This is a genomic window from Haloferula sp. BvORR071, assembly GCF_000739615.1.
In the GTDB taxonomy this organism is placed as follows: domain Bacteria; phylum Verrucomicrobiota; class Verrucomicrobiia; order Verrucomicrobiales; family Akkermansiaceae; genus Haloferula.
The window spans coordinates 45,193-62,554 of sequence record NZ_BATP01000016.1 but is presented as its reverse complement, the minus strand read 5'-3'; the positions used below and the strand labels follow the sequence as shown (position 1 = coordinate 62,554).

17 protein-coding genes and 1 tRNA gene are annotated in these 17,362 nt (G+C 63.3%); 4 read left to right on the top strand and 14 right to left on the bottom strand.

The window, feature by feature from the left end; translation table 11 throughout:
* Positions 1-5: 5 nt before the first annotated feature.
* Positions 6-407: a hypothetical protein gene (locus BV071_RS07745; RefSeq protein WP_035604528.1), complete on the bottom strand. Its 402-nt coding sequence runs from the start codon at positions 405-407 to the stop codon at positions 6-8.
* A 72-nt stretch (positions 408-479) separates the two neighbouring features.
* The gene (locus tag BV071_RS07740) at positions 480-1,232 is read right to left on the bottom strand and encodes a 7-carboxy-7-deazaguanine synthase QueE (RefSeq protein WP_035604662.1); all 753 of its coding nucleotides are present in this window, start codon (positions 1,230-1,232) and stop codon (positions 480-482) included.
* 586 nt (positions 1,233-1,818) lie between these two features.
* On the opposite strand from BV071_RS07740, the gene BV071_RS07730 reads away from it, so the two are divergent.
* Complete coding sequence (locus BV071_RS07730) at positions 1,819-2,343, top strand: ATP:cob(I)alamin adenosyltransferase (RefSeq protein ID WP_035604521.1); 525 nt, start codon at positions 1,819-1,821, stop codon at positions 2,341-2,343.
* On the opposite strand, the gene BV071_RS34205 is transcribed toward BV071_RS07730, so the two are convergent.
* Positions 2,297-2,602 carry a Smr/MutS family protein gene (locus BV071_RS34205; RefSeq protein WP_035604519.1) on the bottom strand — a complete coding sequence of 102 codons (306 nt, stop codon included), beginning with the start codon at positions 2,600-2,602 and terminating at the stop codon, positions 2,297-2,299. The genes BV071_RS07730 and BV071_RS34205 overlap by 47 nt on opposite strands.
* 108 nt (positions 2,603-2,710) lie before the next feature.
* Between BV071_RS34205 and BV071_RS07720 the strand changes: the two genes are divergently transcribed.
* Positions 2,711-2,785: transfer RNA gene (locus tag BV071_RS07720), tRNA-His, on the top strand.
* Between the two features lie 63 nt (positions 2,786-2,848).
* Entirely contained in the window at positions 2,849-3,559 is a 711-nt protein-coding gene (gene rnc, locus BV071_RS07715; protein WP_035604517.1) for a ribonuclease III, read from the top strand.
* Between the two features lie 83 nt (positions 3,560-3,642).
* On the opposite strand, the gene BV071_RS07710 is transcribed toward rnc, so the two are convergent.
* The 11 genes from BV071_RS07710 to BV071_RS07660 all read right to left on the bottom strand — a co-directional run bounded on the left by BV071_RS07710 (position 3,643) and on the right by BV071_RS07660 (position 16,309).
* Positions 3,643-4,506 (bottom strand): sugar phosphate isomerase/epimerase, encoded by an 864-nt coding sequence (locus tag BV071_RS07710; protein WP_052573030.1) that lies wholly within the window; start codon positions 4,504-4,506, stop codon positions 3,643-3,645.
* 152 nt (positions 4,507-4,658) lie between these two features.
* Positions 4,659-5,015, bottom strand: a complete 357-nt coding sequence (locus BV071_RS07705; RefSeq protein ID WP_035604514.1) for a hypothetical protein — start codon at positions 5,013-5,015, stop codon at positions 4,659-4,661.
* The gene (locus BV071_RS07700) at positions 5,012-5,557 is read right to left on the bottom strand and encodes a sigma-70 family RNA polymerase sigma factor (RefSeq protein WP_035604513.1); all 546 of its coding nucleotides are present in this window, start codon (positions 5,555-5,557) and stop codon (positions 5,012-5,014) included. The genes BV071_RS07705 and BV071_RS07700 overlap by 4 nt, the downstream gene beginning before the upstream one ends.
* 4 nt (positions 5,558-5,561) lie before the next feature.
* Entirely contained in the window at positions 5,562-6,302 is a 741-nt protein-coding gene (locus tag BV071_RS07695) for an OmpH family outer membrane protein (RefSeq protein WP_035604511.1), read from the bottom strand.
* 99 nt (positions 6,303-6,401) lie between these two features.
* Positions 6,402-7,877: a DUF1501 domain-containing protein gene (locus tag BV071_RS07690; protein WP_035604508.1), complete on the bottom strand. Its 1,476-nt coding sequence runs from the start codon at positions 7,875-7,877 to the stop codon at positions 6,402-6,404.
* Between the two features lie 35 nt (positions 7,878-7,912).
* The gene (locus BV071_RS07685) at positions 7,913-10,810 is read right to left on the bottom strand and encodes a PSD1 and planctomycete cytochrome C domain-containing protein (RefSeq protein WP_052573029.1); all 2,898 of its coding nucleotides are present in this window, start codon (positions 10,808-10,810) and stop codon (positions 7,913-7,915) included.
* Positions 10,807-12,129, bottom strand: coding sequence for a discoidin domain-containing protein (locus BV071_RS07680; RefSeq protein WP_035604506.1), 1,323 nt, complete (start codon positions 12,127-12,129; stop codon positions 10,807-10,809). Before BV071_RS07680 ends, BV071_RS07685 begins: the two co-directional genes overlap by 4 nt.
* Complete coding sequence (locus BV071_RS07675; protein ID WP_035604502.1) at positions 12,126-12,650, bottom strand: sigma-70 family RNA polymerase sigma factor; 525 nt, start codon at positions 12,648-12,650, stop codon at positions 12,126-12,128. Before BV071_RS07675 ends, BV071_RS07680 begins: the two co-directional genes overlap by 4 nt.
* Positions 12,651-13,043: 393 nt before the next feature.
* Positions 13,044-14,600: a glycosyl hydrolase family 8 gene (locus BV071_RS07670; protein ID WP_265594194.1), complete on the bottom strand. Its 1,557-nt coding sequence runs from the start codon at positions 14,598-14,600 to the stop codon at positions 13,044-13,046.
* Positions 14,597-15,283, bottom strand: coding sequence for a tyrosine-protein phosphatase (locus tag BV071_RS07665; RefSeq protein ID WP_052573027.1), 687 nt, complete (start codon positions 15,281-15,283; stop codon positions 14,597-14,599). The genes BV071_RS07670 and BV071_RS07665 overlap by 4 nt, the downstream gene beginning before the upstream one ends.
* Before the next feature lie 6 nt (positions 15,284-15,289).
* Positions 15,290-16,309, bottom strand: coding sequence for a DUF3500 domain-containing protein (locus tag BV071_RS07660; protein WP_035604495.1), 1,020 nt, complete (start codon positions 16,307-16,309; stop codon positions 15,290-15,292).
* A gap of 202 nt (positions 16,310-16,511) precedes the next feature.
* Between BV071_RS07660 and BV071_RS07655 the strand changes: the two genes are divergently transcribed.
* Positions 16,512-17,330 carry an alpha/beta hydrolase gene (locus tag BV071_RS07655; RefSeq protein WP_035604486.1) on the top strand — a complete coding sequence of 273 codons (819 nt, stop codon included), beginning with the start codon at positions 16,512-16,514 and terminating at the stop codon, positions 17,328-17,330.
* Positions 17,331-17,362 lie beyond the last annotated feature (32 nt).

The window sequence follows — 17,362 nt, the reverse complement described above, 5'->3', positions numbered from 1 at the left end:
GGTTCTCAGAAGCCGATCATCGAGACCAGCTCCTCGTCCTTGTAAGCACCGAGGTTCTCACAAGCGGTCAGGAAAACTTCGGTCTGGGCGGTGTCCTCCAAGGCAGCCAAGGAAGATTCCTTGGGGATGGGAGCCTCGGCGGTTCTGTCCGGGCCACGACCTTGCGGAGCAGCGCTCTGCATGCTCATCACCACCGCCACCAACGCGGCGGCACCGGCCAAAGCCGTGCCAGCGGAGAGCGGAATCAGGAAGCTCTTCCACCACGGCTTCACCTGTTCTTGGCCTTCCAAGCGGGCGGCCCGCAGGACGTTCGAGGCGAAGTTCGGGCTGGGTCGCTTGGCCGCGCTTTCCCGCAGGAGTTCCCACACGGGGTCCTTCTCAAAATCGGAATGGTTGTCGCGCTTCATGGTGGAGGGTGGTCAGGGGCCAGTTTCCGTTGTGAGAAACCGGGGAGCGAGTGAAAAGTTGCGGCTTGATGATCAAACTCCACGCTTGTCCCCCCACAGGCGGACGTGCAGGCGGTCGCAGAAGCGCCAGCCATGCAGCAGGCAGTGGGCCACGATGCTCTGGGCGTGCCGATCCAGCTCCGCCGCGGTGCGCCCCTCCGGCATCAGCAGCACCCGCTCCGACGGGATCTTGAATTCACGGCAAAGTGACTCAATTTCAACGATATCTGACTCATTGACGGCCACGAACTTAAACCACGCCTTTGGATCCGATACTATGAATTCCAGCACCCCCGGCACGATCCTCAGCTTCGCCTCCATCCCCGAATTCGCCAGCTTGGGCGACACATTGAACTGGTTCACCGCCGCCCGGAATTCAGGGCTGGGCATCCGGGTCCCGTTGGTCTCGACCTCGAAAACGTAGGCCGGATCGATCGCCCGCAGACCGGAAATCACCTCCAGCCACGCCTCCTGTTGGAGCAGCGGCTCCCCGCCGGTGAGCACCACCCGCCGACAGGGATGGGCGGCCACCCGGGCGACGATTTCCTGCGGCGGCACCTCAATCGTCACCTCGGCCTTCTTGTGCTTCCGGTAGGCCGGATCGGCGTCCTTGTCGTGCTTCCAGGGCGTGCCCTCGAAGTTCCAAGTGTGGTCGGTATCGCACCAGCGGCAGTGGAGGTTGCAGAGCGCGGATCGCACGAAGACCGCGGGCAGCCCCGCGGAAACCCCTTCGCCCTGCAGGGTGAAGAAGATTTCCGGGCCGTCGTTCAGGCGGGACAGGAGCACGCCGGAAGAGAACTCACCAATCGGCAATCTTCCAATCATCAATCCAAGTGCTCTGCGCGGAATTCATCGTCGCTGGTTTGACCTTGGAGCGGTAGTTCTGTCGAATCGGCGGACCTGAATCGAATAAAGCACCGCTGGCTCTGGATCCCTGCCCTTTTGGGCTGGGCATTTCTGTTCAAGGCCTGCTTCTCCTTCTTTCCTACCGATCCCAATTACCGGCCGGAGCAGTTTGACTTCCAGGCAATGGAGGCGGTGTTTCAAGGGTGTCGACCAAGTGCGGAGAAGATTTTGGTCAATGCTGGCATCGGCCAAAGCGGCTGGGAGGTTCGAGGCATCGGAAAGGACCGGGTCCCTGGCCTGGCGGTGCCTCTCCGTGAGCCACCTGCGGCGGGGCTCCACGATGGAGCGGTGGCGGCCTACCTGCTTTTTCTGAAGGACCGAAACTGGATTCTGGCCAAGCAAGTGGGTGCCATACCGTTTTGTCCGGGCTACCGTCGGGTGTGGACCCACGAGGGCTGGGAGCTTCTGGATACCCGGAGGGATTGATTGGGATTGGATCCCGGCGGTTCGGTGATTTCCTCCGCCCATGAGCATTATCACCGGCCGCGGCGACGACGGCGAAACCGATCTCCTCTTCGGCCGCCGTATTGCAAAGACCTCCCTTCGGATGGAAGTGCTAGGGGCCGTGGATGAACTGAATTCTGCCCTCGGCTTGGCCCGCGCCGCCGGCGCGATGCCGGAAGTCGAGGAGATTATTGCCCGGGTACAGGAGCTTCTGATCGGGCTGATGGGTCAGTTCGCTTGCCTGCCGGGGGATGAGGATCGCTATGCGAAGGCCGGCTTTGCGGCCGTGGGGGAGGGGGATCTCGAATGGATTGTAGCCAGGGCCAAGGATTTCGAGGCCCGGGGCATCGTTTTCAAGGACTGGGCGAGGCCCGGTGCCGACCATTCCTTGGCTAGGGCCGGGCTGGATTTCGCCCGGTCGGTGGCCCGGCGGGGGGAGCGGGCGGTGCTGGTGCTTCACGAGAGCGGGGAGGAGGTTCCCCAGCACCTGCGGTTGTTCTTCAATCGCCTGTCGGATCTGCTGTGGATTCTGGCTCGAGCGGCCTGAGCACCACCCAAGTCGCGCCCCAGCCGCCTTCTGCCGCGGGGTAGTGGAATTCCTGAACCTCAGGCAGGCGCTTGAGCAGGGCATGGACACCCTCCCGCAGGGTCCCCGTGCCCTTGCCATGGATGACCCGCACCCCGCGGATGCCCTCACGGAGGCATTCTGCGAAGTATTCCGGCAGTAATTCCCCGATTTCGGAAGGGCGGAAGGTGTGCAGATCCAGCTCCGGAGTGATGGGGGTTCGGTGGGGTTCTTCGCTCATGGGTGTTAGCCTCGCCGGTTCCGCAGAATGAGGTCTTCCACTTGCCTTGCATTTTGGGCTTTGCAAGTGGGGATCGTTCGCTTAGTTCTCCCGCCCGCCGTTAAAATGGTGGCCGTAGTTCAATGGTAGAGCCCCAGATTGTGATTCTGGTTGTTGCGGGTTCGAGTCCCGTCGGTCACCCCACCTCTTTTTTCGGGAACGCGGGCGTTCCGGTCTGAAGAGGCGGATCTGCACGGCACGTGTGCCATGGAAAGTCTCGAGAGCCGCCTCGGATACAAATTTCGCAATTCGCTTCTCCTTGCAGAAGCGATGACCCATCCGAGCCTCGCCTACGAGTCCCAGCGCCCTCATTTCGACAACCAGCGCTTGGAGTTTTTGGGGGACGCCGTGCTGCAACTCATCCTCACGGAGGATCTCTTCAAGATGTTTCCGGATTTCCCGGAAGGCCGTCTCACGAAGCTGCGCTCGCAACTCGTTTCTCGCCGTGCCTTGGCCCGCTTCGCCCTTACCATCGATCTCGGCAGCTACGTGCTGTTAGGCAAGGGTGAGGAAGCGACCGGCGGCCGCCGCCGGATGTCGACGCTGGCCGATGGTTTCGAGGCGCTGATCGGCGCGGTCTATCTGGACACTGGCTATCCCGGTGCGCGCGATCTGGTATTGCGCCTGTTCCAGTCCGAGATCGAGGCGCTGGCTGGTAGCCCTGAAGAGCGCAACCCGAAGGGCGAATTGCAGGAATGCCTGCAGGCGATTTCCCCGCAGGCGCCGAACTACCGGATTCTCGGTGAGACTGGCCCCGACCACCGCAAGGTCTTCCAAGCGGAAGTATCCTGGAAGGGCCTGATCCTCGCCATCGGCAAGGGCAAGAGCAAGAAGGAGGCCGAAGCCCGCGCTGCGGGGGAGGCCCTGCGCGCCCGCGTCTGGGAGAAGGACAAGGATAAGACCGAGAAGGCTTCCTGAGCCTGCTTCCGTGTCACCTCCTCGAGCGTAAAAAAGCCCGGCCCCACCACAGTAGAGCCGGGCTGATTGAAAGTCAGGACGCTTCAGGCCTTCGCGAACTTGCTATAAGCGCGCAGGTAGCCAACGCATTGCGCCACTTCTGCCAAGGACTTGTCCCAGTTGTACTCGTACTCGATGCTCACGTTGCCGGCGAAGCCGTGCTTCCGGACTTCGTCGAGGATAGCGATGATATCAATCACGCCGGTGCCGAAAGGTTGATCGTGGTCGTCCTTTTTGCCGATCGCCTCGCGGTCCTTCATGTGGAAGGAGCGCACGCGCGGCGCGATCTTCTTGATCACTTCCAGAGCATCGAGACCGGAGCGTGTCCAGTGACCCACATCCGCGCAGAAGCCGATGTTGGCGTGGCGATCCTTGACCGCGTTCCAGGTCTTCTCGGGATCCCACAAGGGGCTAGGCTTCGGGTGGTTGTGAAAGCAAACCTTGATGTCGTACTCCTGCGAGAGCTTCTCCAGCAAATCGATGGCGTCGAGCGACTCGGTGGTCACCCCGTAGAGACCCATCTTCTTGGCAAATTCGAAGACCTTGCGGGCATCGGCCTCCTTGTTAGAGATGCCGGTCACCCCGAAGTTGACAGGGGTAATCTTGTTCTCCTTGGCGTGGGCCAGCAGCGTGGCAATGTTCTCGTCGGAGAGATCCTGATCGAGCGGGGTGTCATTCAGCGGCCCGCCGATCTTTTGGCCGGGGAACATTTCGATCGCGCTGGCACCGGCGGCTGCGGCCATCTTGATAGCCTCCCACAGCGGGAATTGCTTGAAGGTCCAGGCTTGCACGGAGATGGCGAATCCAGCGGCGGTCACTGCACCTTGATCGATCGGCTTGCCTTGCGAACGCAGGGCAAGCAGGGCGGAGGTGGCGGGCACCATGGCAAAAAGGGAACGGCGTTTCATCGGGTTGTGAATGGAATTCTGGAACGTGCCCCGGATTGTGAGTCTTTCCGGTAACCGTGACAGGTTAACCCAAAGCGCCCCGCAGGGACCAAGCTCGATTCATGGCAATCCCTCTAAAGGGCGGGCGGATCCGCGGAATCCCCAGCTGCGGCTCAATTCCAAGGATCCTTCCACAGGGTGTCCGGATAGGCGATCACCGGCTGGAGTCCGAAATTGAGCTGCACCAGTCCCAGCTCCTCCGCCGGCAATTCCTCCAAGCAGGGCACGCCATTCTGCCAGACCACCATGGCCAGGGTGCTGGCCTCCACGACAGGCCCCGGGGCTGCCGGTGGTGGTGGGACCGCCGCCATTGGTGGCAGGTCCTCCTCATCCGGGAGCAGAAAGGGGATGCTAGCCGCGACCGTGCAGGCGAGACAGGTTGCCACCAGCGTGCGCCGGTTCTGGCGGCGGCGCTTGGTCGCCTTCACGGCGTCGAGCAAACTGTCGAGAATCGGGTCGGACGGGTTCATGGTTCTACGGGCGTATCGGGATGGTCCATCATCAGGCTGCGGACGCGGCGGCGCAGGCGGGCGAGGCGGGACTCGATCGCCTTGGTGGAAGTGGCTTGGGCGGCGGCGAGTTCATCTTGGCTCCAGCCATCGACATAATGGCGGGTGAGCAGGTGGCGTTCCTCCTCAGTCAGGGAATGCAAGGCGTCGGCGAGACGTTCGTCGCTGGCTGGCGGGGCTTCTTCGCGGCGTTCTTCCTGCCACTGCTGGAAGCGCTCACCCAGCCAGGTCCGGCGGCGGCTCCGGCGCGAGGAGTCGATGACTTCGCAACGCGTCAGGCAGGCAAGCCAAGCCTCGAAGTCGTGGTCGCTCTGGAAGACCTTGGCATGGCGCAGCACGCGGAGATAGACGCGCTGGACAATCTCCGGAGCCTCGCAGGGGGCTACCCCGCGCGCGAGCGCCATCGATTTCAGGATTTCAAAGTAGCGGGCATGGAACTCCCGCCACGCGGCTTCATCGCAGCGTGTCAGGCCGACGGTCAATCTGACCGGGTCTCCACTCATCTCATCATTTGCCTAGCGGGATATCGGGCTCGGTGCGAGCACTGCTTTCTTCTTCCGGCGTTGGTGCATCGCGATTCAGTTGGGCGAGGATTTCTCCGGTTAGGTCGGCGCTATCAGGAGTGAGCAGAAAGAAGGGCAGCTGCAAGGAGTCGATGGCCGACTTGTCGAAGACGTAGTCACAGGCCTCGGCCTTGCCGGTATCGACAACCACGCGGCGGATGTCCTCGAAGAGAGCGCCGCGACGTTCCATGGTCTTCTCACGAAGTGCTTGTTCGCGGTGCTGGAGAAAGGTCTGGCGTTCCTTGTCGAGGGCAACGCCTTCCTCAAACTTGGCCTGGCGCTCCTTGGCCAGGGTCTGCCGCTTGGAATCGGAGATCGCGGGATCGGTGATGGCCTTGCCCAGTTCTTCGACTTGCTGCTGGAGCTTCCGAATGCTCTCAAGCCGCTCTTGATTCTCCTGATTGACCTTTACGATCGCGGCCCGCTGGTCCTTGTCCGCCGCGATGGTCCGATGGTATTCCCTGAAGACTTGCTTCATATCCACCGTGGCGATCTTGAGGGTGGGAGACGCGAAGGGGGGCAGCGGGGTGCTTGTAGATGGTGCTGCGGTGGGTGGGGGCGAAGGAATCTGCGGGGGCGTGGCGGTGACCGTCGCCTCCTTCTTCGCTTGGCACGCGGACAAGGAAAACGTGGCTGCGGTAGCAGCCAGGACGCGGAGGGGGCGAGCGATGAAGACGTGTGCCATTCATGGAAGCAACGCCTGGAGGAGGCGTTACCCCTCGCGGGGAACGAGATTTTTTTGCGATGTGGCCCTTTGCTGCCTGGCAGAAAAGGGGGACACCGGTCAGGCCAAGATCCCTTTCACCACCTTCGCCGGCTTCACCCCGGTGAGCTTCTGCTCCAACCCTTGGAAGGGATAGGACAGCCGCTGGTGGTCGAAGCCGAAGAGGTTCAGCATGGTTGCGTGCAGGTCGCGGAGGTGGACCGGATCACGGGCGACGTGGTAGCCCATTTCATCGGTTTCGCCGTAGGTGAAGCCTGGCTTCACGCCGGCACCGGCCATCCAGATGGTAAAGGCATTCGGGTTGTGGTCGCGGCCGGTGAACTTGTTGCCATCACCGCCGCCGCGGTTTTCCTGCATCGGAGTGCGGCCGAACTCACCGCCCCAGACGACCAGGGTGTCTTCTAACATCCCGCGTTGATCGAGGTCGGTCAGCAGGGCGGCGATCGCCTTGTCGATGTCCTTGCACTTCTTTACGAAGCCATCGGTGAGAGATTCGCCGGCATTCGACCCGTGGGAATCCCAGCCCCAGTCGAAGAGCTGGATGAAGCGCACGCCGGACTCCGCGAGGCGGCGGGCGAGCAGGCAGTTGTTTGCGAAGGAATCCTTCCCCGGCTGCGTGCCGTACATCTCGTGAATGTGCGCGGGCTCATCCTTGATGCTCATGACATCCGGCACCGAGACCTGCATGCGGTAGGCCATCTCGTATTGGGCGATGCGGGTGATCGTCTCCGGATCGCCGAAGTCCTCGTGGGCCTTGGTGTTGAGTTTGGAGAGGGTGTCGAGCGCGGCGCGGCGGATGTCGCGGCTGACTCCGGGTGGATTGGCCGTGTTGAGGATAGGGTCGCCCATCGAGCGGCACTGCACGCCCTGATAGACGGAGGGCAGGAAGCCGCTACCCCAGAGGGAGGCACCGGCTCGCGGGAAACGTCCGCCGGAGATCAGCACCATGAAGCCAGGCAGGTTCTGGTTATCCGTGCCAAGACCCCAAGTCAGCCAGGAGCCCATCGCGGGGTAGCCGAGGTTTTGGTTGCCGGTGTGCAGGAGTAGCTGGGCCGGGCCGTGGTTGAACTGGTCGGTCTGCATCGTCTTGATGAAGCAGACCTTGTCCACGTGCTTCGAAAATTCCGGCAAGCGGTCGGAGACCCAGGCCCCGCTCTGACCGTGTTGCTTGAACTCAAATTGCGGTCCGAGCATCTTCGGCACGCCTTGGATGAAAGCGAAGCGCTGGCCTTCGAGGTATTCCTTCGGGCACTCCTTGCCATTGTAGCGGACGAGCTGCGGCTTGTAGTCGAAGAGCTCAAGCTGGCTCGGCGCGCCATCCATGTGCAAGTAGATCACCCGCTTCGCCTTGGGCGCGAAGGAGGGCAGCAAGGGCGCGAGCGGCGCGGAGGGATCGTGCGAGATCTTCAGGCGGCCCGCACCCGAGGACAGCCCTTGGGTCGCCATCCACAAGGCACCAATGCCAGCGGGGCAATCGCGTAGAAAGCGGCGGCGCGTGATGTGTTGGAGCTTCTCGGTCTGGAGTTGCTGGAACATGGCGGGAGAGAAAAGTGAATGTTCAGATGCCGGTCCTATCGGATCAGCGCTTCATCAAGGTTCAGCAGGACGGACGCGACCACGGTATAGGCCGCGCCATCCGGGGTGCCGGCCATGCCTTGCATCGAGGCCGGATCCGCGGCGTAGGACTTCTCCAGTTTGGTGTAGAGGGCGTTCAGATCCTCGATCCGGTCCGGCGTTGCCGGTCTGGAGGTGGCGAGGCGATAGCCCAAGGCGAGGCGCTCTTTCACGTCACCCTGCGCTTCATACTTCATGCGGCGGGCCAAGCCCTTGGCGCATTCGTTGAAGGCGGGGTCATTGAGCACGGCGAGAGCTTGCAGAGGCGTGTTCGAGAGGATGCGGCGCTTCGAACACAGCTCGCGCGAGGGCGCATCGAAGGTCGCGAAGGTCGGGTAGGGAATACTGCGCTTCCAGTAGGTGTAGACGGCGCGGCGGTAGCGGTCGGGGCTGCCGGGCTCCGGAGTCATCCACTTGTCGCCCGAGTCGAAGGGGCGCCACACGCCATCGGGGATCGGCGGATTCACCGGCGCTCCACCGTCGCGCTGCTGGATCAGGCCGGCGACCGCCAGCGAGTTGTCGCGGGCCATCTCGCCGGTCAGGCGCTGGCGCGGGCCGCGGGCAAGCAGACGGTTGTCCGCATCGCGCTCGGCCAGCGTGGTCGGGATGGCAGAGTCCTGCTGATAGGCGGCAGTGCTCACCAGCTCGTGGAGCAGGGACTTCACACTCCACTTCATGTCCGTCTCGAAGCGTACCGCGAGGGTGTCCAGCAGCTCCGGATGAGTCGGCCTTTCCCCGGCGGAGCCGAAGTCCTCCGGAGTCGGCACGATGCCCACGCCAAACAGCTCCAGCCAGAAGCGGTTCACCGCTACGCGGGCGGTTAGCGGATTCTTCTGCGAAGCGATCCAGCGCGCCATAGCCAGACGGTCCGGCTTGGCCTTCGGGTCCATCGGCGGGAAGACCGCGGGCGTGCCGGGCTTGTCGATCACCTCGCCCTTGTCGATCCAATTGCCGCGGATGAAGCGGCGGGTCTCGCGGGCAAGCTCCGGCGGGAGGTCCTCCATCACCGGGGTGGTGGTGGAGGGGATTGCCTTGAGGGCCTTGCGGGCGGCGGAGAGATCTGCCTTCAGCCGGTCGACCGCGTTGTCCGGAGTGGTCCAAGCCGTGTCATCGCTGATGGCGATGCGGCCGCGCTTGGCGATCAGGGGATAGGCACCGCCCGCCGAGCTGGTGGAATGCGCGAGGACGACCCGCAAGGTCGAGCCGGGTGGCAGATCGACCTGAGCCGCGGGAACGAGCACGGCATGGCGTGGCTTGAAGATCTTGGTGTATTGGCCCCAGCCTTCATTGGAACCCTTGATCGAGAGATTGGGATCGAAGATCGGGTGCGCTTCATCCGCCACGATTTCTGCCAGTGGGACCGGCGTCGCCGTGCCGTCCGCGGCGATCACCTGCAGCTCAAACTTGCGGATCATCGCGCCCCACTCCGGTGTGTGAATCGCCTTGGCCTCATCCACCGGACGGACCTCCACCTTCAACGCATTGAAATGCGTGAGCCCGCCGGGAATCGGAATATCCAGCGTGTGCACCGCCCCTGCGGCGACATTGCCGACGGTGCGGAACTCCGCCAAACCGTCTTGCTTCACGATCTCGAGCACCGCCTTCTCGCTGCTGCCCTTCATTTCCCGCGGCGTGAGCCAGCGGGTGCGGGAATCCAGTGACTTGCGGGTCTGGAAAATCTGTTCCTCCAAGCTGCTGATCTTTTCTTCCAGCGCTCCGGCTTCCGCATACTTTGCCGGGTCCAGCGGTACCTTGATCACCGGATGGTTTTCCGGCACATCGGCATCCACGCTCTGATTGTAGAAGGCCAGGAAGCGGTAGTAATCCTTGTGCTGGATCGGATCGTAAGGGTGGCTGTGACATTGCACGCAGCCCATGGTCGTCCCTTGGAAGACCTCCCAGGTGGTATTGACCCGGTCCATGGTGGCAATCACGCGGAACTCTTCATCATCGGTGCCGCCTTCATTGTTGGCCTGGCTGAGGCGGCTGAAGGTGGTGGCGATCCGCTGGTCGATCGTCGCATTCGGGATTAGGTCGCCGGCAAGTTGCTCGACGGTGAATTGGTCGTAGGGCAGGTCGCGGTTGAAAGCGGAGATGACCCAGTCGCGGTACTTCCAGACGTCGCGGCGGCTATCGATGCCCAAGCCTTCGGAGTCGGCATAGCGGGCGAGGTCCATCCAGACGCTGGCCCAACGCTCCCCGAAGCGCGGCGAGGCGAGCAGGCGGTTCACCTGCTTGTCATAGGCGTCCGCGGAGTTGTCCTTGAGGAAGGCATCGAGCTCTTCGAGCGAGGGTGGCAGGCCTGTCAGGTCGAGCGAGACGCGGCGCAGCAGGGCGGCCTTGTCGGCCGGCTTGGAGGGGTGCAGGCCCTCGCGCTCCATGCGCGCGAGCAGGAAACGGTCGATATCATTGTGCGGCCAGGTCGCATCCTTCACGGCGGGTGCGGGCGAGGCCTTGGGCTCGACGAAGGACCAGTGCTCGCCCCACACAGCGCCTTCCTTGATCCATTGGCGCAGGGTATCGATCTCCTTCTTTGCCAAGGGCGGGCCGTGCTCGGGCTTCGGCATCACCTCGTCCGGATCGGCGGAGGTGACACGCAGCATCACCTCCGAGGCATCCGGATCTCCGGGCACGATGATCGGCTTGCCGGATTCGCCTTTGCCGAGCGCCTTGTCGTGATAGATGAAGGAGACATCACCTGCCTCCTTCACTCCACCGTGGCAGGCGGTGCAGTGGGCATTGAAGATCGGGCGGATCTCATGCGCGAAGTCGATCGCCCCCCGCGCGGGCACGATGGCGAGGCAGGGGAGGATCGCCGCAAGAGCGGGGCCGTGACTTGGGAGCAGCCGGGTCATTTCGAAAAGATGCGGATTTCGTTCAGGCCTCCACCTTGGCAGGGATGATTGGAGGGACGCTTCTCATTGCGGTAGTGCGCACTCACCACCATCTTCACATAGCGGAGCTCCACCGGATCGAAGCTGAAGGGCTGGAAGGGATAGGCCTCACCCTTGGCCGCAGTGACGCGGGATAGCTCCGCCGTGACGAGCGGGAAGAAGTTCTTGTTGTCGAGCGAACCCAAGAGCTCGAAGGCCGCCGTCCCGCGGTCGTCGATGCCGCGGTTGTTGGTATTTTGCAGCTCGATCCGGCCAACCGTCTGTAATGCCAGAAGATCGACGGTGAACTCGCCATCCTCACCATCCGGAGCGAGCCAGAAGGACCAGTCGCCGGGCACGCCGCTGTCGTTCAGCCGGCCATCGGTTAGATTGTCAGGCGGGAAGACCGAGCCGTGCGGCCGGGTGCAGTAACCGGGACTGAAGACCGGCTTGCCGAGGGCGAGGTTGCCTTCCTCGCCATTCGATTGCGGCAAATCGTGGGCGTGGTTGACGAGGGCCACCGGCGATTCGTCGAGATCAGCGAGCAGCTTTGGCTTGCCCGACTCGCGGACCAGCGCGCGGCTTTCGCCGACAGTGAGCCGGGTGCTATCCCGCGGCGTGGCCTGGATCTCCACCTCGCCCTTGAAGACCTCGGTGAGCACCACCGGATCCGCGCCATCATTGCCGACCGCGAGGCCGAACTCCGTTCCAAGATCGACGAAGCGACCACCGGGGGTATCGATCCGGAAGCCTTGGGCACCCTTCGGGGTGTGGATCGAGGCGCGGCCATGGATCACGGAGAGCGCTTCCTTCTCATCGAGGCGGAAGCGGCAGGGGCCTTCCAGCACGACGCTGGCACCACTGGGAAAGCCGAGCTTCACGAAGCCGCGGGTGAACTCCAGCGGCGTGGCCACCGGCACGCGGCCGGAAGCCGGGGAGGGGGAGCCTTCCGTCCATGCGACATCCTGGGCTTCCAGCACATTTGCCACTGGGCCGCGCGGGCGGGTCATGAAAATTGCGGCCGCAGAGCCAAGCAAGGCGACCCCCGCTGCGGCTGCGAGCCAACGGCCTCTCCGGAAGGGGACAAGCCTGGCCTCGGCAGAGGCCTCCACCGGGGCTCCAAAATAGGAGGGATGGGCTGCCTTCCTCAAAAGCGCGGAGTGAAGGGCGGTCGCGCGGCGGTAACGAGCCCGCGCGTCCGCACTGGCAAGCAGCAGCTCGTTCAACTCCGCCCGCCCCGCCTCATCGAGGGCTTCCTCGAAGAGCGCGTGCAGCAGCAATTCCAAGCGGTCCTCGGTCATGGCAGGGCGAGCTTGCGCTCGATGCAGGTTTCCAGCGCCTTGCGGATGCGCATGAGGGTCAGGGACAGGGCGGTGGGCGTCTGGCTGCGCTCGGCGGCCAAGGCCTGCACCGAGTTGCCGGGGGCGTAGCGGGCGAGGATCAGCTGGCGCTGCTTTTCCGGAAGCTCTTGCAGACAGCTCTCCAGTGCCTTTTCCAGGTCTCCGCCGTGGGACTCGGCCTCGCGGCCCTCGGCGGCTAGAATCTCGACCAGCGAATCATCGAAAACATGGCGGTCGCGGCCGGCGTCCCGGCGGGCCGCTTTCACTTGGTAAAGGGCGATCGTGAAGGCCCAAGGCAGGAAGGGCTGGGACGGATCATAATCCGCCGCCTTGCGCCACAGGACCAGATTCGTCTCCTGCACTACATCGTCCGCCAGCATCCGGTCCGGCAGCAGGGAGAGGATGTAGCGGTGGATCTCCGGCTGGTGCCGGGCGATCAGGCCCACGATTCTTTCCTCGGCATTGTGCGGTTCGGCGGACATCTCCACCCAGTCTTACCAAGAATCGGGGGAATCTTTCGCGGAAATTTCGGGGGAGTTTGCCCCGCCCGCCCCGATCAAGAACCGTGCTCCCCTTAGCGGCGCAGCCGCTTTTGGAGTGCGCGCGAGAATCGCCGCTTTTTGGGCGGTGTCACCCGGATCCCGCCGTCCAAGTTCTAGGTGAGTTCACCCCACTCCCTTGGTCAGAGGGCCCGCAGTGAGGGGCTGGGCTGGACTTCTCCCTCGGGCGTGCACGACCGACCCGAGCCAGAAACTCTTCTTCTGAGATGGTATGCACCGCACCCGAATCCATCTGGATCTCGCGCCGCAGGACTTCGGCGTCATCGATTTGTCCAGGACCATCCTCGGCTTGATTGTTCATGGCCTGCCTTCCTCTCAATTCCCAATCCTCACCCGGTAGAAGTGGCTCGCCCCGGCCCCGGCCGAGCCATCCCGGATCCGCACCGGGCTGGTCTGGCTTAGCACCGTCACGTCAGCCGCGGCTTGGAAGTTCGCAGCCCCGGCCGCCCGCGTCGCCAAGGTCGTCCACGCGCCAAAGTCACTGGTCCGCTCCAGCACCAGGCCATAGCGGCCCGCCGCGGGATTCACCGTGAAGACCACGACTTGCTCCGGCCGGGCGCTCTCGAGTTGCATCCGGCCATCAGGTGGCAAGACGTGACGGCGGATCAACCCGGGCTGCTGGTCAACGGTGGTCGGGTCCCAGTAGTTGCCGCTCATCGCGATCAGGCACAGCAGGTTCACCGTGTCCTCGAAGTAATCCTCATGCGTGGTGCGGACCTTCGCGTAGATCGAGTTCAGCCATGCCTGGTTGGCAGAATCGAGCATGGCAGCCACGCCCATCGGCGCGATGAAGAAGGTCGTCTCGTAGTCGTTGCCGGAGATATTGCTACCATCCAGCTTGTAGCCCGCGCGGATGTTCGCCGCATTGCCGCCAGCCTTCGTCTTCATCCACGCGGCGATCTTTGCGGCCTGCGTTTTGGACGCCGTCGCTTCGGCATTCAAAAGCGCGTCCACGCCGAGGCGCCACGGCACTCGCCCGGCATTGTAGTAGTAGGAGCCATCGTTCTCGCTCTCCAGAAAGTTCGGCCCAGCGGGCTTCACCGCGCTGAGCGGGTTAGCGTTGATCATGAAGTCCGGCAGCAAGCCGGTCGCCGCGCTGTGATTCGCCTGGATCGCCGTCGCCACCGCGGAGCAATTCGCGGTCACGGTATTCCACACCGGATTCCCCGAATACCGCGCCCAGGCACGGAAGTGACCGGGCATCAGGTCGGAGGAACGCGGTTCATACTGCTTGCCGCTCGTCGGTGAGGCCCAGTCGCCCAGCGTGGGCAAGCGGCTCGTCTGCCCGATGGTCGAAGCGAGGATTCCCGCCAGCCAAGTGTTAGACGCAGCCGCGTAGTTCACGGTCCCGCCGCTGCCCCATTGCGCGTGGGCGAGGATGAGCCCGTGCGCGATGTCCGCATCGCCATCGAAGGCGCTGCTGCCACCCGCGCTCGCATCGCGCGGGATCTTCCAATCCATCAATCGCCCGTCGCCCGGGCTGGGGTGCGCGTGGGCGAACTCATAGAGCCCGTCGAAGATCGTCCGCGCTGCCGGGTCATGCCCGGCCATCAGCGGCAGGATCAGCATGCCGTAGCCTTGGCCTTCGGAAACCGTGGCATTTGCGCCAGCCCCGGACTTCCCGAAGGCGATCCGATACATCGTGCGGCCGTCCGTTGTGGTTCCAGCGGTCTTCAGGTAGCTCTGCTTCCAGTAGTCGTAGAAGGCGCGCACATCTCCATCGAGCTGGGCCTGCGTGTAGTTCGAAGGCAGGATCGTCCCCGGTGTGTAGAGGATGTGCTGGGGGAAGGGATACTGCTGCGCGGAAGCACCGGCCACCGTTAGCAGGAAAGCTAACAGCGGTAGAGAGCATCGGATGCAGCGAAGCTTCATGACGAGGGATCGGGCTCCTTGTGTAGTGCTGCGAAAGCGCGGGCACATGCAAGTTGCGAACGATTCAGGCGTACCGCCGGGCGGGCCTTGGCGAGAAGATCGAGTCCCTCATCGAGCGATCCCACCGCGCGGGAGGAGAGCAGCAAGGCCAAGGCAAAGAGTCCGGTCCTGCCATGGCCTTGGGCGCAATGGATAAAGACCGGCCCCTCCTTCAGGCTTTCAATCGCCTGCGCCAAGTGCTCGGGGTTCGGCGCAGCCGCATCAAGAATTGGAAAGGCAAAATAGCCCGCACTGCTGCGGTAGGCGTCGGGCTCCTGAAACTCCGCGGTGAGGTCGACATGGTTGGAGAAGCTCTCCTTCAATTCCCCGGGCAGGAGACGACGGCCGATCGCGATCCGCTCTGTTAGGCGGTTGACCGCCGCCTCGCGGCTGATCAGCCGGATAAGATGCCACACCGCCGCCGTGTAAAGCAGCAGCGGCAGGAACAGCACCCAGCTCCACCACCGAAGGGTGCCATCCGGCCGCTTGCCGAAGATACCGTGGCCGCCGCGGGAATGGGCAACGCCAAGGGCCACGAAATTCAGCGCCAACCACACGAGTGGAATGCTCCATGGCCATCCTGCCTGCAGGCCCAGAAGCGCAAGCAGGACGCCTAGAATGGAAAGCAGCAGCGAGTAGCGCACGGCGGTTCAGTGCTCGCCCCCGTCTTTCTCGTGCTGCTTGTAGTGTTCCGCCATGAAGTCGCGGGCGAAGTCTCCTTCGAAGGTCCGCCATGTGGCGTGGATGTGATTCGCGTTGTTCTGCGTGTTCGCCGCTTCCATCAGGAAGTTCGGGCCTTGCACGCGATAGTACCAAGCTTCGCCGCGCTTGGTGCCGCCAGCCCAGCCGAAGCGGATCTTGTCGAAGCCCGCGTCGTCGATCTTCTTCATGTCGTCCTCCGCAAGGGCTTCGCGATGGCGGCCGGTGTATTCGGCGATCAAGGTGCGCAGGGCCTTCTTCTGCTCATCGGTCATTTCGGAGGCGAGGACGCCGACTGGTTCCAGCGCGGTGGCCTTGCGGTTCTCGGCGGTCAGGATTTCGTTCGGCGCCTTGTCGCTGAATTTTACGGCGCTCTTGCCGCTTTCGAGCAGGGCATTGGCCAGTGACATGCCAAGTTCTTCCTCGGCCTTGAGGACCCGCAGGCCCTTGTGCTCGCCCTCCATCACCTCGCCGGGATTGGCGCCGAAGAAGGACGGTGTGACCGCGATCTCCTTGCCACCCACGACGGTGTAGTTCAGCGCGCAGTGGTGGCCCTCGTACTTCCAGCCCCAGCCCTTCTCGTCACCGGGCGTGCCGAAGACCGAGATGTAGTACTTGGTGTTATCCCGATATTCCGGCTTCTGCTCGATCCCCGCCAGCACGCTTTCCAGGATCATGATCTGGCTGGCCTTGAGCTTGCCCTTATCACTCAGGGCGGTATCGAGCAGCTTCTTGGCTGCGGCCGTCTGCTTTTCGTCCATTTCCTTGAAGGGCAGGCCGGTGCGGACTTGCGGGGTGAACTTGAAATTCTCGCGCTGGTCGGAGTCGAAGGGGAAGAGGGCTTTGGCCTTCTTCGATTCATCCAGCGAGCCGAGGAAGGCATCCGCGGCGGCCTTCATGTCTGCGACGGCGGCAATTTCATCCGCGGCGAGCGGCAAGGTCAGGAGGAGGGAAAGGAGCGGAATTTTCATGCAAAAAGGATACAAGCGGGCCGCGGGCATTCTCGCAAGCAGGAGTGTCAGCATTCCTCCGCCTCCGAAAAGGTAGGCTCTCCATTCAGAGAAACGATGTTTGCCATCGGATTTTCGATTTTCGGTGCCGCGCCTGATCCCTCACTCTCTTGGTTCTTCTTCTTCTCCTGCCATGTCGCTGGTCCGCCGCTTTCTTCGCCATATGTTCCTTTGGACCGTCGTCCCTACCGTAGGTACCTTAGGCCTGCTTGCCGGCTGCCAGAGCAAGCTGATCTACTTTCCCCGGCCCTACGGCGCGGGCGACGTGGCGAACTGGGATGCAGAGCCGGGGACCCGGGTGATCGACTACACCACCGCCCAAGGGAAGCAGCAGGCCTACCTGCTCTCGAAGACGGCGAAACCGGAGCACCTCTGGCTGGTCTGTGGAGGCAACGGCACCTTGGCCCTCGAATGGTCGGATTGGCTCCGCGAGCACGGCCCGGAGCAGGATGCCTGGCTGCTGATGGACATGCCGGGCTACGGTGGCTGCGCGGGCAAGCCGAGTCCCGGGACGATCCGGAATAACCTCAAGGCCGTGGTGCCCGCCGGGATGGAGGCCTTGGGCTGGTCGCTCCCCGCCGATCAAAAGAGACTGCGCTTCTTCGGCCACAGCCTGGGTGCTGCCGTCTGCCTGGAGGGCGCGAAGGAATACGACATTCGTCGCGGCGTGCTGCTCGCGCCCTTCACCAGCACCATGGACATGACCGAGGCGATGTTTAATGTAAACTTGGGCTGGCTCGTCTGGCACCGCTTCGACAACCGGGCGCGGCTCCAGGAAATGGCGGAGAAGGGTGGGGCAGGGGTCTTCATCCTCCACGGGGCCGACGACGAAGCGATTCCGGTGCGGATGTCGCGGGAGCTGGCGGAGAAGACACCCTCGGTGGTGCGCTACACGGAGATCCCCGGCGGCCGGCACAATACTCTCCAGGACGTGGCGCCGGACCAGATCCGCGCTGCGCTGCAAAAAGCACGGGAGGAGTAGCCCGGGCGATCGGCGCTTGATTGAGAGCGGCA